Genomic DNA, 17,225 nt, shown 5'->3' with positions numbered 1-17,225 from the left:
AGGCAACAGATTTGAAAAGACGAGCCTTTCGCCCCATAGTGCAGCGACTATCTTTATGGCGTCCACCTTAGGCGACTCTCTGAAGCTTATAAATCGACGCCTTACTATCTTCGACTTCCATTACTTCAATACTAGACAAGTCCTCTGACATCGCCATAAAAATGTTCCTCGTTACAACTCTTGCAGCACCCTCTGATTCGCTATCAATGCGTGTGCGTGATTCCAATTTTCCCCTTGCGGTGCGGCCTTGAAGAGACGCCTGGATACTATCTTGTCGAACGACAAATTGAACACCATTCCCGCCCGTAATTCCACCAAGGGCGGCCAACGCCATCAGGCCTCCAGCACGCGTCCGAGATTCGGCAGTCGCGCTGAGTTTTCCGTCCGTGACTACAAGGTTTAACTTTCCATAATGTCCGGTGAAAGTTGCGCTCGTAAACACGGGCTGATCGCAAAAAAAAGACGCTGCATAACCCAACATAAATGCTCGCTCGGCCGACGTTTCTTCGGCTATTTTTGAAACGGTGCCTTCTTCCTCGTCTCTCACTTCCTTCACTTTTCCGATCGCGTATGCAGCGCGCTCCTTGCCCTCGTTCGAGTCTGATGAAAGCACCTGATTTGCGAGTTCCTCAGCTTTAATCAGAAAACCGCGCTCAAGATATACACACGCCAGATTTGCTCGCGCGAGAGAATTCTTCTCCTCCGCCTGATCGTAGGCCATGATTTCGCGCCCGTTCAATTTGAGAGAGGCGTACGAAATGCCCAAATTATTCCATCCCACGGGGTCGCCAGTTTGGGCAACGTAAATTCTGTAATGAAGGACGGACAACTTATCGCGCCTCGACGCTGAATATGCATAACCCAGCCGAAATCGCAAAGTGCTGTTGATGGGGTCAACATCCAACGCTGCCTCCAGCATCGCCAACTCAAGCTCAAAATCGCCCTGCTCCTTGGCAATATCCGCAACCAACTGCATCACTGCCACTTTCCTGGGGGCTGCGCCCGACAGCTTCCACGCCCTCACAAGGGATTCTTGTGCCTTGCGCCATTCCTTTTTCCCCATATATAGACCAGCAAGCCGCATTAAGGCATCCCACTGTTTTTGTTCGGGCATCCGGTCAACCACGTTCAGAACACACTCAATCGCCTTTTCGATCTGTCCGAAATATTTATAAAACTGCGACAAATGCGATGCTGCAGAGAAGCTCTCGATATCGCTATCAGCTCTGCTCAAGAGCATGCTCAATGCAGATCGGTCGCCAGCAATGGCACGTTTCCGGAGAATAAGGTTCCTGATTTCCTCGTAGATCTCATCGCCCTCAAAATTCGAAAGCAAATCCGCTTCCTTCACATCCGCCTCTTTCGGATCAGAAATCGATAGCTCTGCGATTTCCTCCACCTGAGCAAAAAAGGTGGGTTGATGTTCTTCGGCTACCTCAATAACAGATGGTGAAGTACTTTCACCTGGAGGCGCGGTTTCTAAGGGGAGCGGCATGCGCACATTTACAAGATGAGAAATTATCTGCGTCAACCGCGATTGACAGGCGTTTACGGACCCTCTCTGAAAGGAAATCCATTCCATGTCCCCATCAAGATCAGTCGTCGGGAACAAAACTCCTTCCTCCAGCATAAGGAGCACGTACTTTTTCAATCCAATTGCATACCCAATTTCTTCGACTATCCATTCCGATGCCGTCCAACGGCTCTTAGACTTCGCACTTCCAAACAATCGCGCCAAAGAAAAGCCCGCTTTAATTTCGCTGCAAATCAAATGACGTCGAGTGAGGATGGCGATGTAAATGTCGTTCCTCTGAATGCCATCTCTGACTTTCTCCGACACCGGCTTGGGCTGTGCCTCCTTCGCGTCTTCGAATACAAAGCCGACTGGTCGCATCGACTCAAGCATCTCTCTAATTTCAAGCCATACTTGCTTGTCCACATCGAGAAAACTGCGGCCGACAAATGCGGATAGCCTATTCGTTTTCGATTCGGGAGAAGTCATACCTTCATCACTCCATTTCTCGGCTCGGTGGTCCGTTTCGTGACCGCCGAGTGCTCTAAGCGAGTGCTCTAAGGGTCTGGCCTGCATAATTGCACAAAACTCTTCCAACAATCTCTCCGCCTCACCGAACGTTGATCAAATACTTTATGTCCTGAGTAAACCCGTCCCCGATGTACTTCCCGCCAAAGGCGATCTCGTGACGTCCAGGTGGCAGGGGCTTCAGAAAAATCCAGTATCTTCCCCGGCCGCCATCCCTTCAACCCGCTCGATGCGTCGTTGAGTTCGAAACATCCAGAATGAGGGCGGCAAGGCAGCGCGCGCTGTTGACCTGCGAGTGCGCACGAAGCGGCTCAGGCTGACCCCGTTTCCCCAGTACTGCTAGACGAGTCCCACCGTACGTCGGTAGGCGGAATTTACCAATGCACAGGCAACCGGCTCAGTGGAAAACCCAAAGCAATTCCAAACGACACTACGGTATCCGAGTGAAGCTGCTGTTCGCTGTCCACAAAATAACCTTTACCCAATGCGATAAATGCGGTGTAGAGACTGAATCCAGTATCGAACCGAACGCCATACGACGATTTTCTTTCTGACATCTGAAAATCGTATTTCAGTAGCTGATAGTAAATGCTGACCTGTGTATCTATTTTAGGGAAGGCTTTGATAATGCGTAGGCTCGGACCTAGAGCAGAGAATCTAGTATCGTTGATAAAGGTGATACCGATTGCCGGCCCTATGTTGCAAAAACTAAAGACGTGACACTGCTGTGTCGGTTTGTTGATGGTGTGTGCACGAAGAAACTCTGACTCACCAATCAGCGCGAGGGGCACGATCTCAGCATTCAAAAGTAGGCGCGATGAACTGAGCTCCGAGATTGGGGCTTCTCCTCCGATGGCAACGATAAGGATATTTGATGCGCGGGACAGCAATCTCACGTCGATATCGTATTCCCCGTAGGGAATGCCAGCCCTCGGTTTAATGTCAGGTCTATAGTCGTCATATTCGGTCCAGACATATTCGTCTAGGCTATTCCTCCCGGGAGATAGATCGCCATTTGTTTGATAGTCAGCATTGAGGATGTCGAGCAAAGCTCGGATCTCTACGAGAAGAATAAACAATTGCTGTCGCGCATTGGTCTGAAGGAGATCGTCGCCTACAACTTTTAACCTTTTGTGGTCTTTCTCCAAACTAGCGATAGCGCTCGCTATTTCATCTTCTGTGTAACGAGTATTTCCCAAGGATAAATCATAGTTGCCTCGAATGATTCGATGATTGTCGCGGATAAAATCGAGAATTGGTTCCAGTCCATCTTTCCACTTAGCTTGGTTTTGGCTAATTTCAAACTGCGCACCGAGTCGATTCACTGTGTCGTGCATTCCGAGCGCGACTGCATCGTGGGAGTTTTCTCGGGAGGTCGTGATATGGCCGGGAGCAAAGAAGTCATGAAGAAAATGATCTGCCAGTGCGTTTGTGACCAGCGCTGCAAATAGTTCATTTCTGCTGGACAAATCGATGGCTTCACTATGCAGTCTGATCAACAAATTGAATAATCCAGCTTGAAAATGATATTCATTGTTGGTCGCGGCCCGAGCCATTCCGAAAGTCAAATTTTTATGCCCATCTTCAATCAATCGTTGATTGAGTTGCTTGAAGTCTTTTGGTATTCCGGTCGTCATTTGAGCAGCCGGACTCTCTAACAGTTGATGCGGATAGTTCATGTAGTCCACGAGTTTTACCAAATCGCCATAAGAGGGTGCCATGGATTCGATATGGGGACAGACGGAACCGGATCGCGTACGGTAAAACGACTGGACAGCGGAATGAAGTTTGTCGCAGCGCTCATCGAACAACGAGGCCCAATAAAAATCTTTCTCGGAATTCTTCAACTTCGCGACCTCGGCGTAGTCGACCGCAATTCGCAACGCCAAATCGCCCAGGTGTTTGTGTTCGTAACCCTCGAAAGCAACAACCGAGCGCGCGAAAGCCAGGAACAGCAGCGCTGCGCAACCCCATCGAAACTGAGGGAAAAGTCCGTGCCCCTTGCCTAGCCTGAACTGTAGGGAATCACGAGGGTAAGGCTTATACTTTCTAACCTCCTCTGCCGCCATACTGTCACGTCCGCAGTACGAGCAGATTGCCAACGACATGATGTCGCCCCTCCCAAGGCGTATGCATATGAAATACTGAAAAGGGGCGCTTGTCTAGCGCAGCCGCAGGCTGCGTCAATGGGAAAGGGCTGCCGCATAGTAATTGGTGATTAGTGATTGGTAACTGGGAGATACTGCGCAAGGAACTAACCCGAAGCCCCAATCCAATTGCAGTCACCAGTTATGGCCGCAGGCCGGTATCCCCCTGCGGGGCACCAATCACCAATCACTGATCTCCTATCTCGCATACCGACAACAACGAAGAAGCAGTTGTCAACGCGCCGAACGGTCGTCACTAAAGTCGAAGACGAACAGACCGGTTGGCTTCCCCGTGCTGTCTGCCGCCACCAGGGGCACGACGACTTGCGCCAACGCTTCGTGAGCGGGATCCATTGCGTCGGAGTAGGGTTTTCCAACGAAGAAGTTACGGTCTGCTTCGTTCTTGAAGGTCACGACAAAGGCTTGTTCCAGACCTTGATCGAAACCCTCTTTGCTGATGGCCTTACCGCCAGTGATCGAGATGATGTAGGGCTGACCGTTTCGCTTGGCCAGATTCTTCAGTGCCAGGAACCGGGTCGCGATCTCTGCTTTCTTTTCCGCTGACACGCCGGCTTTGTACCCGAAGACGACAATGTGCTGGATGTCGGCGAAAGCAGTGCCTGCTACGAGCAAAGTTGCGAGACCGACTATGAGTTTGGTTCTGAACGACATGACTTCTCCTGATTTGCTGAAGAGCCCGGAAGGCCGCCGTGCCTGCTTACAACGCAGATGCAGGACGCTGCCTCACTAGACCCAAGTTGAATGTTCGATTCAAACCCTCGACCTGTCCATCGCCAACCAGCCAGGTTGTTTTGCAGTTCGTCCAGCGAAAGCACCAAGCCAAGTGACTTACCCTGTCTGCCCCACGATTGAAGCTTTGAACAAATTCTAAAAAACGCTAGGCTGCCTTGAGCGCCTTGATTTTCTCGTAGTCACCTTGCCGCTCCAACTCCCAGATGTCCAGCGTCTGCTGCATCTTCAGCCAACTCTCGGGACTGGTGGACAAGAGCTTCGAGAGCCGGAGCGCCATGTCGGGCGAAAGCGCCCGTTTCTCGTGCAGCACTTCTGAGACGGTCAGGCGAGAGACGCCCAAATGTTTGGCGAACTCGGTTTGCGTGATGTTCAGTGCCGGCAGCACATCCTCGCGCAGAATTGCGCCGGGATGGGTCGGCCGTCTCTTGGTCGGGCGTTTGGTACTCATCAGTGGTAATCCTCCAAATCCACATCGAAGGCATCTTCGCCTTCGAAACGAAATGTGATCCGCCAGTTTCCGGAAACCCTGACGGAATAGCTGCCGCGCCGCTTCCCGGTCAATTCATGAAAGTGAAAGCCCGGCAAATTCATGTCGGCCGGAGACGGTGACGCGTCGAGACGGTCCAGAATCCGTGCGATCCTTGGAGCATGTTCAGAGGAAATGCCCCGCCTGTCGTCCTGCTCGAAGAATCGACGCAGTCCCTTGTGCGCAAACGTTCTGATCACGAAAGAAAGTGTAATGCATGGCATTACACGTTGCAACAGGCATCGAACTGGCCAAGAAAGCGAGTGAGCAGGATCTCCTTAGAGGAAAGATGAAAGTGGAGAGGGCAAAGGGGCTCCCACGGGGTACCGGCCTACGGCCATAAGGGATGGAGCAGGGACTAGGGGCTAAGGTTAAAGAATTTATTGTTCTTGATTTTTCCCTAGTCCCTAACCCCTCACCCTGTTTTCTTAGCGCATGCACTGGGAACCAAACGATTTGTTGTTTTTGAATTTCCCCTAGCCCCTCATGGCCGAATACCCAGGCGAAGCCGGGAGTACTCTTTTAGGCCGGTACCCCCTTGTGGGGAACCGGGATACCGGTTCCTGCATGATGCATCGCATCACCGGATTCGATTGTCGCCGCCCGTGCGCTGGTCTATTTTGTCTCTGCCTGTTTACAAGAAAAAAGGAGACCGCCATGTCACTCGCTCGACGCTTCGCCGTTGCATTCGCTCTTTGGTTAATCGCAGTTACCGTACTTGCCGCCGATCTTCCGCGCGCAAAGCCGGAATCGGTCGGTCTGTCGTCGGATCGGCTCGAGAACATCCGCAAGGTGCTCGGGGCGAAGGTGGATGCCGGCGAAATCCCCGGCTACGTTGCGCTGGTCGCGCGGCACGGCAAGGTTGTCTACTTCGATGCATATGGGGTGCAGAACCCGAACACGAAGAAGCCGATGTCGCGCGATGCGATCTTTCGCGTCTATTCGATGACCAAGCCGATCACCAGCGTCGCGGCGATGATTCTGGTGGAGGAAGGAAAGATCAAACTCTCCGACCCGGTCTCGATGTATCTGCCGGAATTGGCGAAGATGCAGGTGGCGACCAATGCTGGAAGCGTCAAGGAACCCGCCGAGGTCCAGACCCGGCCGGCGAAGAATCCGATCCGCGTGCTGGATCTGCTGCTGCACACCTCCGGGTTCACGTACGGGTTCTTCAAGCCGTTCCCGGGCGGCGGGCCGGTCGAGCAGATGTCCCTCGATGCCGGCGCCGACGATATGGAGATCACGAACGCCGAACTGGTCACGCGCATCAGCAAGATCCCGCTGAAGTACGAACCCGGCACCACATGGTGGTATAGCCGCTCGACCGATGTGCTCGGGCGCCTGATCGAGGTGGTGTCCGGCATGACGCTCGGGGAGTTCTTCGAGAAGCGCATCTCCAAACCGCTGGGCATGACCGACACCGCTTTCCGCGTCGCGCCCGACAAAGTTGCGCGCTTCGTCGAACCCTTCGATGACGACAAGAAGGGGCTGATCCTCCAATACACCGATCCCACCAAGCCGGTGAAATTCGAGGCCGGCGGCCAGGGCCTGACGTCGACGGTCATGGACTATGCGCGCTTCGCGCACATGCTGTTGAACCGCGGCTCGCTGGACGGCTCCCGAATCCTCGGCAAGAAGACGGTGGAGCTGATGACCACGGACCAGGTCGGACCGGGCATCGACCACGGCCCGTTCTACCTGCCCGGCCCGAGCCATGGCTTCGGCCTGCTCGGCGCGGTGCGCACCGACGGCCCGCGTGCCCCCACCGCGCTGAACCCGATGGACGGCTCGGTCGGCGAGTACTACTGGGCCGGCTACGCCGGGACCTACTTCTGGGTGGACCCGAAGGAAGAACTGGTCGGCGTGTACATGATGCAGTCGGTGAAGCAACTGCTGCCGTTCGCGACGTCGTTCAAGACCCTGGTGGTTCAGTCGATCGTGGAGTGACGGCGCGCAGGGGGCGGGGCTAATTGAAGGAAATATTACAAGTGCCTTGTTATTCCGCACCGCTGTGTTATCCGAACATCGTCTCTAGATTATCCCAACAACGCCGTGTTATCCGGAGGCGATGCAGGATAAATAGAAGTTAGGGGTCATTTGCGAGGTCTAAGAGGAGTCCTGGGAAAATGGACGCGCTAGAGTTCGTCAAAGCGATCGCACCTTACGTGACGGCAGTTGTGGCGATGCTCGTCGCGGCATTCACGGCGTGGCTAGGCCACAGAAACTGGATCAAGCAATTCAAGATTCAGCGGTCTGAGGCCATGTTGAAAGAACAGATTCGGCTGCTGCAAGAGGTCCCCAAGACGCTGAATGACGCCATGCGTCTTGCCATGCAAACCGTTTACACGCTTGCTTGCTCGGATGCTTTCGCTCGCGCTCAAAGCTCCGCCGCCGCGAACGAGTTCATGAAGGACTACAGCGAATATCAAGCTAGGTTTCACGATCTCTTAAGCGAGCTGGAGGTTCCCGAAATCTCGGTACGCCTCTACTTCGGCGAAGAAGCCGCTGACAAGATTGCTACCTACCGAAACCTTCTGCTGCACTCGTCTGCCTCATCCGCTCACATCGGAGGCGCCAGTTCTGCAATCGAGCAACTGCTGAGGAATGCCGACTTGAACTCGATTGACATGCACGCGCTCATGGCAAAAGCCACGCCGACTGTCATGCCATATATTGCCCAGGCCTTCACCGCCGCCAAAGAGGAGCGCCTCGCCGTTATTCGTACTATGGCTGCACGGGTTGTACCGAATGACGCCTAACCTCCGGTTCGACACGGACCCTACACAGCGTCGCTTCGAGCCGCTGCGTCGGGCCGGTCAAGCGGAACGTTTACCCCAAGAGGAGCATCAATGCACACAGGTAGCTGTCTTTGTGGCGCCGTGAAGTACGAGATTCGTGGCGAGCTCGGCCCGGCCTTTTACTGTCATTGCTCGCGCTGCCGTAAGGCAAGCGGATCGGCATTTGCCTCGAATGTTGTCGTCTCCGCAAAGGACTTCGTCATTGTCCAGGGCGAGGGATCGCTTCGCAGCTTCAGTTCCAGCGAAGGCATGCATCGCACATTTTGCTCGAATTGCGGTTCTCCTATCATGAGTCGCCGCGAGAATTTCCCGCAGGTTCGCGTCCGTCTCGGTACCCTCGATACACCCCTATCCGAAGGACCCGGGGCCCACATATTTGTGGCGTCCAAAGCCGACTGGTTCGAGATCCACGATGCTCTGCCGCAGTATTCCGAGCGACCGCAAGGCTGACAATTCATTTGTCGGCAGCCGTTTTCTCTACCGTTCGTTCCCCGTTTTTGGCCGTTCCTTACTGCGGCCTCTGGCTTCGGTACCGTCTGTCATGCCATAGCCGCCATAGGGCGGATTTCCCTGTCCTCGCGGGTGAAATGCGCGTCGAATAGGCCCATACCGCCTACACCGCGGGACACCCGAGAAGACAGGACAGGGTGGATTCTGCGAACCGAAAGGAGTGCAAACATGGCCGAGTTTTCAATGCTGGTCGCACAAGCGAAGCCCCAGCTCACCGCGGCGCAAAAGGCGTTGCTCGAACGCAAGGTGCTGCCACTGAATTCGTTGCTGCACGGGGCTTACTACAACGGATTGCTGGACGATCTGACGACCATCGGCCGCTGGCACGAACAAAAGCGCCGCTTTGTGTTTTGGGAGCACAGCATGGGCCAGCCCAAATTAAAAGCGACCCCGCACGTGGCGGATCTCGGAACGGGAGCGCGATTCGCCCCGCTTTCCCGGCAGGAATCCGAAGGCGGATCTCACATCAGCGACTTCGCATTCGCAACGACTCGCTGAACGAGCAATTTCCATCAAGTGTTGGTAAATGTCCGCGCGCGATCTCTCCATGTTTTCCAACGTCCCCGACTTCCACAGCGGCTCGGGGTTGCCAAAGGGTCGAGTCGGGAGCACAAGAGTTTCGCGGTAACCATTTCGTCCTGAATGTTAGTGTGTAGAATGAATTCGGAAAGCTCTGTTGCGCCCGGCCATGACCCTGGATATTTCGACACTGGTTCTCCTGACCATCGCCATCGGTTTTGGGCTGGGGGTTCTTTCCGTCGTGTTTTCGCACCTGCAGCCCGGTGTCCGGGGTGCCGGCCTGTGGGGCGCCGCCACGCTGGCATTCGGCGCAGGTTACGCTTTGCTCTATGTCTACGCCTTGACCCGGAATGTCGCGCTGCTGTATGCCGGGTGGACCGGCGTCCTTTGCGCAGTCCTGATGATGGTTCGCGCGCTCAACCGGATCTGCGGCATCAAGGGACCCGGTACGGTACTCGACTTGTCCGTTATCGGTATTGCGCTGTTCGGATGGATTTTCTTCACCTTTACCTATCCGAGTCCGCTCGGTCACGCCAACACGATTTTGATTCTGGTAAGCGGCGTTGTTGCGCGGGCTGCCTGGGATATCTGGAGTAATGTCCGCGGCAGCCGAATCGCCGCGCCCGCCGCGGCGGTGGCGGTGCTGCTATTCGCAGTGGCTGCGACGTCGATCCTCGAGGCGTTGCCGCCGGTTACCGGGAACGAATTGCCGTCGGAGTTCGGCTCGCCAGCGCTGGTCCTTGTTTGGGCCGTGAGCCTGGCCTTCCTGACCGTGTGCGTATTGTGGCTGGAGGTCTCGCAACTCTATGCCACGATGGAAACCACAGGGATGGTCGACGTGGTAACCGGCTTGAGCAACCGCCTGACCATCATCGCCGAAATCGAAGGGGAGCATTCACGCAGCCATCGCGCGAGGACCCCGTTCAGCATCGCCATTTTCGGAATGGATAACTTCGAGAACGTGATCGATGAACACGGCCAACGCGCGGGTGACCAGATGCTCAAGTGGGCGGCTGGGGTGATCCGCAAGAACGTCCGGCCCTATGACAAGGTCGGCCGCTACGACCGGGAGGAATTCCTTCTGATGATGCCCATGACCGCCGAAAAGGAGTCTCTCGGTATCGCGGAGCGCGCACGGCAGGCCATTCAGAAACAGGCCTGTGTCGTGGACGACAGGCAGATAGGCGCAACCGTCAGTGTCGGCGTTGCTGTGGGCGAACGTGGGGCTGATCTCGATGCGGTGTTGCACGCGGCCGACGAAGCCATTTCCCGCGCAAAGGACCAGGGCCGCAATTGCACGGTGGTGGCCCCTTTGATCGCGGTGGTAGCGGAGGGTCAAGGCGCGAACGCGTGATGATCTTCGCGAGGTCGTTGTGGGTGGCGCCCATCGCTCGCCGCGACCGCACCGGAAGATCGGGAAAGACGGAGGCATCGCCCGCTTTCATTTTTGCCACACTCGACTGGCTGGACTTGATGGTTCTTGCCAGATCCGCCTGAGTCAGGTTGCGACGCATGCGTTGCCGCTTCAACGCATCGGCGAGTTTGAGACGAAGCTCTACGTAGGCTTCTTCCTGGTCCGTCAGTTCGAGAAATCTCCTGGCAGTGCCGACTTTCCAGCCTCTGGCTTCCAGGCGTTTGCGCCCTAGGCTCTTCACAACGTTAGTGTCCTGTTCCGCTGATTCGTGGCTGAAAACCCCACGAAATTGGCTACCATCGACATTCAGGCTGCTTCGGTCAACTCGTACCGGCGTACCAGGACATCCGCAGGAATGCCCAATCCTTCGGACAGGCGACGAATCATTTCGAGCGTCAACGGACGTACGCGATTGAGTACCTCGGCTACGCGAGCCCGTGAACCGATGTACGGTTCAAGGTCCTTCCGGGTCAGTCCGCGGGCTTCCATGACATGGAGCAGGAATTCGATCGGTTCCGGATCGGGGATGGGGTAGTGCTCCGACTCGTACGCCTGGATCAGCAGCGTCAGCACTTCAAGCCGGTCTGACTCCTTCGAACCCGCCGGAGCATTCCACAGGGATTCGACTTCCTTCAGCGCCGCAAGGTGATCGCGCCTGGTTCTGATCGGTCGCAAGTTCATCACTCAGTCCTCAAATTTCTTCGGCATTGATACGGTCATACTCCCGATGCGTGCCGATAAATCGAATAAACATCAGTCCGCGGTTGTAGTGCACGGCGACGACCAGACAGAAGTCGTTGCCTTTGATGTTGAATACCACTCGATTTCCACCCAGAAAACTCGCTGTCCGATAGGCCGCCTTCACGTCCGCCGGATTTCGCCAGTCCGCGCGGCTCGACACCGCGTGCCATGCGCGGAGCGGTACCTCAGCCTGCGGATGCTTCCCCCAGAAATCACGCAGCGTCTTGAGTGCGATGATCCGCATGGCACTTAAACTACCATGCTCCCGTTGTGGGAGCAAATCATTATTTACCCGTCACAGGGCGGTCGGATATCCAGGGTCCTGTTCCGCTGATTTGCGGCTGAAACCTGACGAGAATCGACGTATTCAATCGCGGATTGAATGCCCGACACAGGACACAAGCGCACGCCCCCGGCAAGCCTCGCGTCACCCGCGGACCGCGTGAATTTCTACCGCCGCATCAAGCGGTGCAAGCACGCCTTCCGGCGCAGTTTGGTATCCTCGCAACTCCGACTTTTTCCGTAACTAGGTAGACGACAAATGCGACAAAGTTCACTGCTTGTGTCCGCGGCGCTCGTGCTCGTCCTCGCGGGCTTTGCGAACAGAGGCGCGGCCCACGACTTCAACGACTCCCACTTTCACCTGACAAACTACATCCAGGAAGGCCTCAGCCTGACCGAGTTCCTGAAAATCATGGGTGACCGGACCGGGCGGGCCGCCGTGTTCGGCATTCCGTTGCAGCAGAAGTGGGACTCTTTCGAATCGGGACCGCGTGCTCCCGACTACTATCTGCTCTCGGATGCCGAGCTCTATTACTACTCGTTCACGGACGCGATCATCGCGGATCAATATCTGCATCTGCCTCCGCAGGATCGCAAGCGGATCGATCCCATGATCACCGGGTTCAACCCGACGGACATGTACGCGGCAGATCATATACGCCGAGTGCTGCTGATGTATCCGGGCGTTTTCTCGGGCATCGGCGAGTTTTCCGTCCACAAGGAATTCGTTTCCTCGAAAGTGTCAGGCCACACCGCGAGCCTGCTGAATCCGGCGCTGGACAAGATACTGACGTTCGCAGGCGAGACCGGCCTGGTCGTGATCCTCCACAACGATATCAACACCGTGCGTCCCGCTCCCGGCCGGCCCGCGCATTTCGACGATCTCAAGACCGTTTTTCGCGCCCACAAGGGCACTTCCATCATCTGGGCGCACACCGGGCTGGGCCGGTTCGTCAAGCCAACCGCCGATCATCTCGAGTTGCTTCGGGAGATGCTCGGCAGCGACGAGTTCTCGCACGTGAACTTCGATATCTCCTGGGACGAGGTGGCCAAATGGATTGTGGCCGACGACGCTACTCTGGATGCGTGGGTGAAACTGCTGAAGCAATATCCCGATCGATTCCTGTTCGGGAGCGATACCGTTGCACCCAAGTCACAGGCCGACTATCTCAAGGCGTTCGACGCCTATCAGCGCCTGTGGGAGCGCCTGGACGCAGAGACGGCGAGCAAGGTGAAGTCGCGGAACTTCGAGCGCATCTTCGATGCAGCCCGGCAGAAAGTGAGGGCATGGGAAGCCAGGCAGATCCGCAAATGAGGCTGTGCAGGAGCCACCGGCTCAGACCGGGGTTTTCTCGCGCAACGCACCCATGACACGGCCGACGCGTTAGCCGGAGCCAAAAGAGTGGAAGTAAGAACTGGACTTTGGCAATCACCAGCCCGTTGGGTTTCAACCGATCCGTAAGGCATCTGTATTAGTCGTGCAGTTAACCTGTTGACGTTGCCACGGGGATTGATCGTTCATATCGGTACGAAAGAGAGGAACGCCATGAAACGCTTGCCGATTGCCTGTTTGCTCCTGATCTTGTTTGCGGGCACCGTTTCAGCCGCATCCGCAGACTGTTACAAGGATGGCAGGACTTATCGTACGGACGAAGTGGTCAACGGGTTCAGATGCACGGCGGATGGCAAGTGGGTGAAGGCGTGATCTGAGGCTCTTCGCCTGCTTCCCTCTACATACATGCATCTGCCGTCGAAAACCCGATCATGAGTTCGAATGCCCCGCCCGCCCCTGCCAACAACGCGCCGAGTGGACTGGCAGCCAGACTGTTGCCATTCTTCGACGTGGCAGCGAAGCTGATTGCAGCCGGCGCGGTGGTGGGCACTACGATCATTGCGAGCTCGTTTCAGTCCTCCATGACCGCCTCAAACTTGCTGAGTCAGCGGGAACAGGCGGACAGCTCGTTGCGCGCGAACATGTTCCACGACCTGATCGGCCAGATGCTGGGCCAGGAAAAACTCAATGGGGAAATACCTGTCGATCGCGAGCGGCTACTCGTAGAGCTCCTCGCACTCAACTTCCACGAGCATTTCGAGCTGAAGCCGGTGATGAATCATGTCGACGATCGTCTCGCGCACGAGCCGGTCAGGGAGATGACGGGGAGCCGGAGAGGCGATCCGCGTGAATCGCTACGGTCGGTCGCACGCCGGGTCCTGCAGCGGCAGCTCGCCATGCTCACGCAGGCCGACGGTAGCGTGCCAGCCGCGCAACAGGCGTGCGTCTATCGGCTGGATCTGAGTGAGGCCACGGCGCGCAGTTCCACGGAAGACAAGCCGGTGTCCCCGTGTTCGCTGGTCAGCAAATATTTTGGCGACCTCATCGGCGTCGATTCTCCGAACGGGCTTTACACGCTCGCCTTCACGGTTTCGACGCCCGAAAAATGGGCGGACCAGGACTTCGCGGTTTCGATGAGGATCAGCGGCAAGGCGCCCGACGGCGAGGGGAAGACGGTCTCCGCGGATTACGACTTCCGGCTCACGTGGTTCGACTTCCCGTTTACCGACAACACGCTGCTCGCGGACGGCACGCGTTTCTCGCTGATTCTCGACGACGTGAATCCGGAGAAGAAGAAGGCCACGTTCAAGCTCGTGTGGTTCCCGCAAGATTACTTCTCGGCCCGCGAGCGCCCCACCAACCACCGGCAATTTCGAAAAAAGCTCGGCATAGAGCTGAAGTAGAACGGGCAGAACAGAGCCAATCGTGGAACCAATCTGATCAAGCCTGCAGTGTGCATAAACCCCTTTCAACTTTATTACGTCGTCCCGAAGTTAGGTGGAACAAAGCGCTCCCCGCCGATGGCAGAGGGGAAAGCTGAAAGGTCCACATGGCCTAGGGCCATAAAGTTGGAAGTAAGAAGACCGAGTCCGATTAGACTTTTCTAGCCCCTAGCCCCTAGCCCCTAGCCACGCCGCTCAGCCGCACGGCATGTTCGCGCATCACCCCGGTCACGAGACCCAGGAGCAACTCACCCGCGCCAGCCGGCTGGACTGGACCATTCAGGGGAAAGGAAAAGCAGAAGCGAACCTGTTCCTCCCCCTGTTTTTGCCTCCGGCGCCGCGTCATCTGGCTCCACGCAACACGGCATTGCAACCATTTTGAAAAGGGCAGGGTCGAAGTAAACGGGTGCGGCATTGCTCGCTTCCGAAGCAGTGGCGAGTTTACTGCACCTGTTTGTCGGTTAAACAAGCAGTTGACTGCGCGGCCGATGCACGCCGAGTGGTCAAAGGAGTTTAATCATGATTGGCACCCGCATTCCTGGTTCCGGTATCAGGCCGCAGCGTTTCTGCGACATCAGCCTGCCCCGCCTTTCCTCGCCGCGCCGCGGCAGGGTGAAAAACGCTTTGAAAAACATACAGGGCACGGACATATCCTGTCCGGTTCGATGCCGCTCGGCCGTTTCAGCCGGAGCAAGGAGCTTTTGACACTGATTGAACAAAGGAGACACCACCATGAAGATACTTCGATTTCTGGATTCTTCCGGCGACAGGGAGATCGGCTTCGACGATAGCGAGGAGATGGCAGAGGCCCGGGCCGAAGCGCAGCGACTGTTCGAAAGCAGTCTGGCGGCCGGGGCGGTCGCGTTCGGCGTAAACCGGGCAGGCGGCAAGACGGATCAGAAAGTCAGCGATTTCTCCGCACTGGAAGACGAGACGGTCGTTGTTCCGCGCATTGTCGGCGGCTGAAAGCCTGTCTCTGGGCGGCAACGTTGTTGGCTGGCCCGCACCAGTTGCCCCAGGGACGGCGTTATGTGGGCTATCGAACCTCTGGAGGAGGTAATGGAACGTTGCGTCAACGGAATCCCGAGGGTGCTCCAGCCTTTACGCCGCGGCGCTCGTCGCCTGTTCTATGATGAGGACGACGCCATGGCGACCAGCGGATTGTTCGTGCGAGCACCCGGAGCGAACGCGACTGCCGAGGCTCGCGCCATGCAGTTGTTGCTTCGGGTGCTGCGCACCGCACAGCGGGATGAGTTCCTGCGTTACGGTTACTTCACCGTAGATGCCCGCGGTTTGGGGCGTTTCCAGATCTTGCAGCGCTGTGTATTCAACGTACTGAGTGTGGAGAGCGGGATTGCCTACTGCGCGGTTCCCGATATCACGGTGCCGATCCCGGATCTCATGCTGGCTCAGAAGCTGATTCTCGAAAACGATCCGGCACGCTTCTTTCAGGTTGCGAACCAAAGGCAGCAGTACGGCGACAGATCGCTTGGCGCTATGTTGTGACGCGTCACCACGGAGGTGACGGGATATGCGCAAGGGACTGGGTTTTGGAGGTCTGTACCCTTCACGCCCTCGCTGCTTTTGCCACCCGTTACCCCTTCACTGCGATCCCGGCTCCCGCTTGGAGATTAAACATACTTGCCGGCAGCGACTCTGTATATTGGGTCTCCAACCAGGAGATCCCCATGAACGCAGTAAAACCGGTAAAGACCCCCGCAGTCGAGCCGCTTGTCCGTTACACACCCGCGGAAATGGCCCGGAACAAGAAGGCCAGGGACATCCGTCGGAAAGCGATCCGGGACCAGAATGTACGCAGCAAGATGAAGTAAGGGGGAAAAGCAGGGACGTCCCTACGGCCTCACCCGAACTTCTTCCAGCCTGAAAGCTGCTGCGCGACTTCCGCCGAGACGTCACCGCTTGCGATCTCCTCCTGCGGAGCCACGTAGTTCATCGCGGGCTCGACTTCCGCGAATCTCTGCTCGGCGCTTTCCTCGCGGTCTTTCAGCAGCGCCTGCAATTCCTCGAGGTTTTTCTCCATCGACGCGGGATTCACCGTGCTCGCCTGATGCGCACCCGTCGCCGTAGCAACGACATCCCGGCCGCAGTATCGGCAGACGAGTGCTTCCGCCTTGATCGCTTCCGCGCAGAACGGGCATTTCTTGGTGGAGCCGGTTTCGATGGCCTGATTGTCGATGCTGCGTTCGTTCAGTCGGGGTTCGTTCAGAAAATACGGCGGTCCCGAAGGCGCGGAGTCTTCCCCCTGTTCCCGCACATCCCGGTTGACCGCCCAGATGATGGCGGCCAGCCAGCCGATAACCGTCCAGCCGAGCAGCAGATTGATCAGCCCGATCGCGGCACTGAAGCGGTGCTTACGGCCGGCGGCGACGAAGAACGGAATGAAGTAAGCGATCAGGAACAACGGCACCAGCACGATGAGCCATCCCTCGATGCCCGGAAAAACCTTGCCTAATGCTTCAGTCATGGAGCGCGGGAAGCGTAATGAGCGTGCGACCTCCGCCGGATGCCCCGGGTGCGCAAGCAGAAAGCACGCTGTTTTCTGCCAGAATCACAGTGAAGTGGACCGATCCGATTGCCAACGGCATATACCGCCCCTCCCAAGGCTAACGACATTTGTAGTCCGAATGGTGTCCGAGCGCAAGCGTTGCGAAGCCGGTTATGGCAAAGCCGGTATCCCACGGAATCCCGTGGACGTTCT

19 protein-coding genes and 1 pseudogene are annotated in these 17,225 nt (G+C 56.5%); 12 read left to right on the top strand and 8 right to left on the bottom strand.

Going from position 1 to position 17,225, the window contains the following annotated elements:
* Positions 1-67: 67 nt before the first annotated feature.
* From HY067_21010 to HY067_20990, 5 genes are all read right to left on the bottom strand, one after another.
* Positions 68-2,110: a hypothetical protein gene (locus HY067_21010; protein MBI3530433.1), complete on the bottom strand. Its 2,043-nt coding sequence runs from the start codon at positions 2,108-2,110 to the stop codon at positions 68-70.
* 305 nt (positions 2,111-2,415) lie between these two features.
* On the bottom strand, positions 2,416-4,149 hold the full coding sequence (locus HY067_21005) for a hypothetical protein (GenBank protein ID MBI3530432.1): 1,734 nt from the start codon (positions 4,147-4,149) through the stop codon (positions 2,416-2,418).
* Positions 4,150-4,422: 273 nt separating this feature from the next.
* The gene (locus tag HY067_21000) at positions 4,423-4,860 is read right to left on the bottom strand and encodes a Dabb family protein (protein ID MBI3530431.1); all 438 of its coding nucleotides are present in this window, start codon (positions 4,858-4,860) and stop codon (positions 4,423-4,425) included.
* Between the two features lie 226 nt (positions 4,861-5,086).
* The gene (locus tag HY067_20995; protein ID MBI3530430.1) at positions 5,087-5,389 is read right to left on the bottom strand and encodes a HigA family addiction module antidote protein; all 303 of its coding nucleotides are present in this window, start codon (positions 5,387-5,389) and stop codon (positions 5,087-5,089) included.
* Complete coding sequence (locus HY067_20990) at positions 5,389-5,667, bottom strand: type II toxin-antitoxin system RelE/ParE family toxin (protein MBI3530429.1); 279 nt, start codon at positions 5,665-5,667, stop codon at positions 5,389-5,391. Before HY067_20990 ends, HY067_20995 begins: the two co-directional genes overlap by 1 nt.
* 457 nt (positions 5,668-6,124) lie before the next feature.
* Here HY067_20990 and HY067_20985 point away from each other — a divergent pair, with 457 nt between their 5' ends.
* The 5 genes from HY067_20985 to HY067_20965 all read left to right on the top strand — a co-directional run bounded on the left by HY067_20985 (position 6,125) and on the right by HY067_20965 (position 10,648).
* A complete protein-coding gene (locus HY067_20985; GenBank protein MBI3530428.1) occupies positions 6,125-7,414 on the top strand; it encodes a beta-lactamase family protein in 1,290 nt (429 codons plus the stop codon).
* A gap of 179 nt (positions 7,415-7,593) precedes the next feature.
* Positions 7,594-8,226: a hypothetical protein gene (locus tag HY067_20980; GenBank protein MBI3530427.1), complete on the top strand. Its 633-nt coding sequence runs from the start codon at positions 7,594-7,596 to the stop codon at positions 8,224-8,226.
* A gap of 90 nt (positions 8,227-8,316) precedes the next feature.
* Positions 8,317-8,715, top strand: a complete 399-nt coding sequence (locus HY067_20975; GenBank protein ID MBI3530426.1) for a GFA family protein — start codon at positions 8,317-8,319, stop codon at positions 8,713-8,715.
* Positions 8,716-8,943: 228 nt separating this feature from the next.
* A complete protein-coding gene (locus tag HY067_20970) occupies positions 8,944-9,273 on the top strand; it encodes a hypothetical protein (protein ID MBI3530425.1) in 330 nt (109 codons plus the stop codon).
* A gap of 190 nt (positions 9,274-9,463) precedes the next feature.
* A complete protein-coding gene (locus HY067_20965) occupies positions 9,464-10,648 on the top strand; it encodes a GGDEF domain-containing protein (GenBank protein ID MBI3530424.1) in 1,185 nt (394 codons plus the stop codon).
* Positions 10,649-11,014: 366 nt separating this feature from the next.
* Here HY067_20965 and HY067_20960 read toward each other — a convergent pair whose 3' ends face one another.
* A complete protein-coding gene (locus HY067_20960; GenBank protein MBI3530423.1) occupies positions 11,015-11,389 on the bottom strand; it encodes a helix-turn-helix domain-containing protein in 375 nt (124 codons plus the stop codon).
* A gap of 10 nt (positions 11,390-11,399) precedes the next feature.
* Positions 11,400-11,693 (bottom strand): type II toxin-antitoxin system HigB family toxin, encoded by a 294-nt coding sequence (locus HY067_20955; protein MBI3530422.1) that lies wholly within the window; start codon positions 11,691-11,693, stop codon positions 11,400-11,402.
* A 297-nt stretch (positions 11,694-11,990) separates the two neighbouring features.
* Between HY067_20955 and HY067_20950 the strand changes: the two genes are divergently transcribed.
* The 7 genes from HY067_20950 to HY067_20920 all read left to right on the top strand — a co-directional run bounded on the left by HY067_20950 (position 11,991) and on the right by HY067_20920 (position 16,338).
* Complete coding sequence (locus tag HY067_20950; GenBank protein MBI3530421.1) at positions 11,991-13,046, top strand: amidohydrolase family protein; 1,056 nt, start codon at positions 11,991-11,993, stop codon at positions 13,044-13,046.
* 231 nt (positions 13,047-13,277) lie between these two features.
* Positions 13,278-13,436: a hypothetical protein gene (locus HY067_20945; GenBank protein MBI3530420.1), complete on the top strand. Its 159-nt coding sequence runs from the start codon at positions 13,278-13,280 to the stop codon at positions 13,434-13,436.
* 59 nt (positions 13,437-13,495) lie between these two features.
* Positions 13,496-14,467, top strand: a complete 972-nt coding sequence (locus HY067_20940) for a hypothetical protein (protein ID MBI3530419.1) — start codon at positions 13,496-13,498, stop codon at positions 14,465-14,467.
* Positions 14,468-14,714: 247 nt separating this feature from the next.
* A complete protein-coding gene (locus HY067_20935) occupies positions 14,715-14,888 on the top strand; it encodes a hypothetical protein (protein ID MBI3530418.1) in 174 nt (57 codons plus the stop codon).
* A gap of 350 nt (positions 14,889-15,238) precedes the next feature.
* Positions 15,239-15,472 (top strand): hypothetical protein, encoded by a 234-nt coding sequence (locus tag HY067_20930; GenBank protein MBI3530417.1) that lies wholly within the window; start codon positions 15,239-15,241, stop codon positions 15,470-15,472.
* 93 nt (positions 15,473-15,565) lie between these two features.
* Positions 15,566-16,012, top strand: a complete 447-nt coding sequence (locus tag HY067_20925) for a hypothetical protein (protein MBI3530416.1) — start codon at positions 15,566-15,568, stop codon at positions 16,010-16,012.
* A 182-nt stretch (positions 16,013-16,194) separates the two neighbouring features.
* Entirely contained in the window at positions 16,195-16,338 is a 144-nt protein-coding gene (locus tag HY067_20920; GenBank protein MBI3530415.1) for a hypothetical protein, read from the top strand.
* Between the two features lie 452 nt (positions 16,339-16,790).
* Here the strand turns inward: HY067_20920 and HY067_20915 are convergent.
* A pseudogene (locus HY067_20915) lies at positions 16,791-16,991 on the bottom strand (superinfection immunity protein).
* Positions 16,992-17,225 lie beyond the last annotated feature (234 nt).

This window comes from Betaproteobacteria bacterium, assembly GCA_016194905.1.
Lineage (GTDB): Bacteria > Pseudomonadota > Gammaproteobacteria > Burkholderiales > JACQAP01 > JACQAP01.
This window is presented reverse-complemented; position numbering and strand designations above follow the sequence as displayed.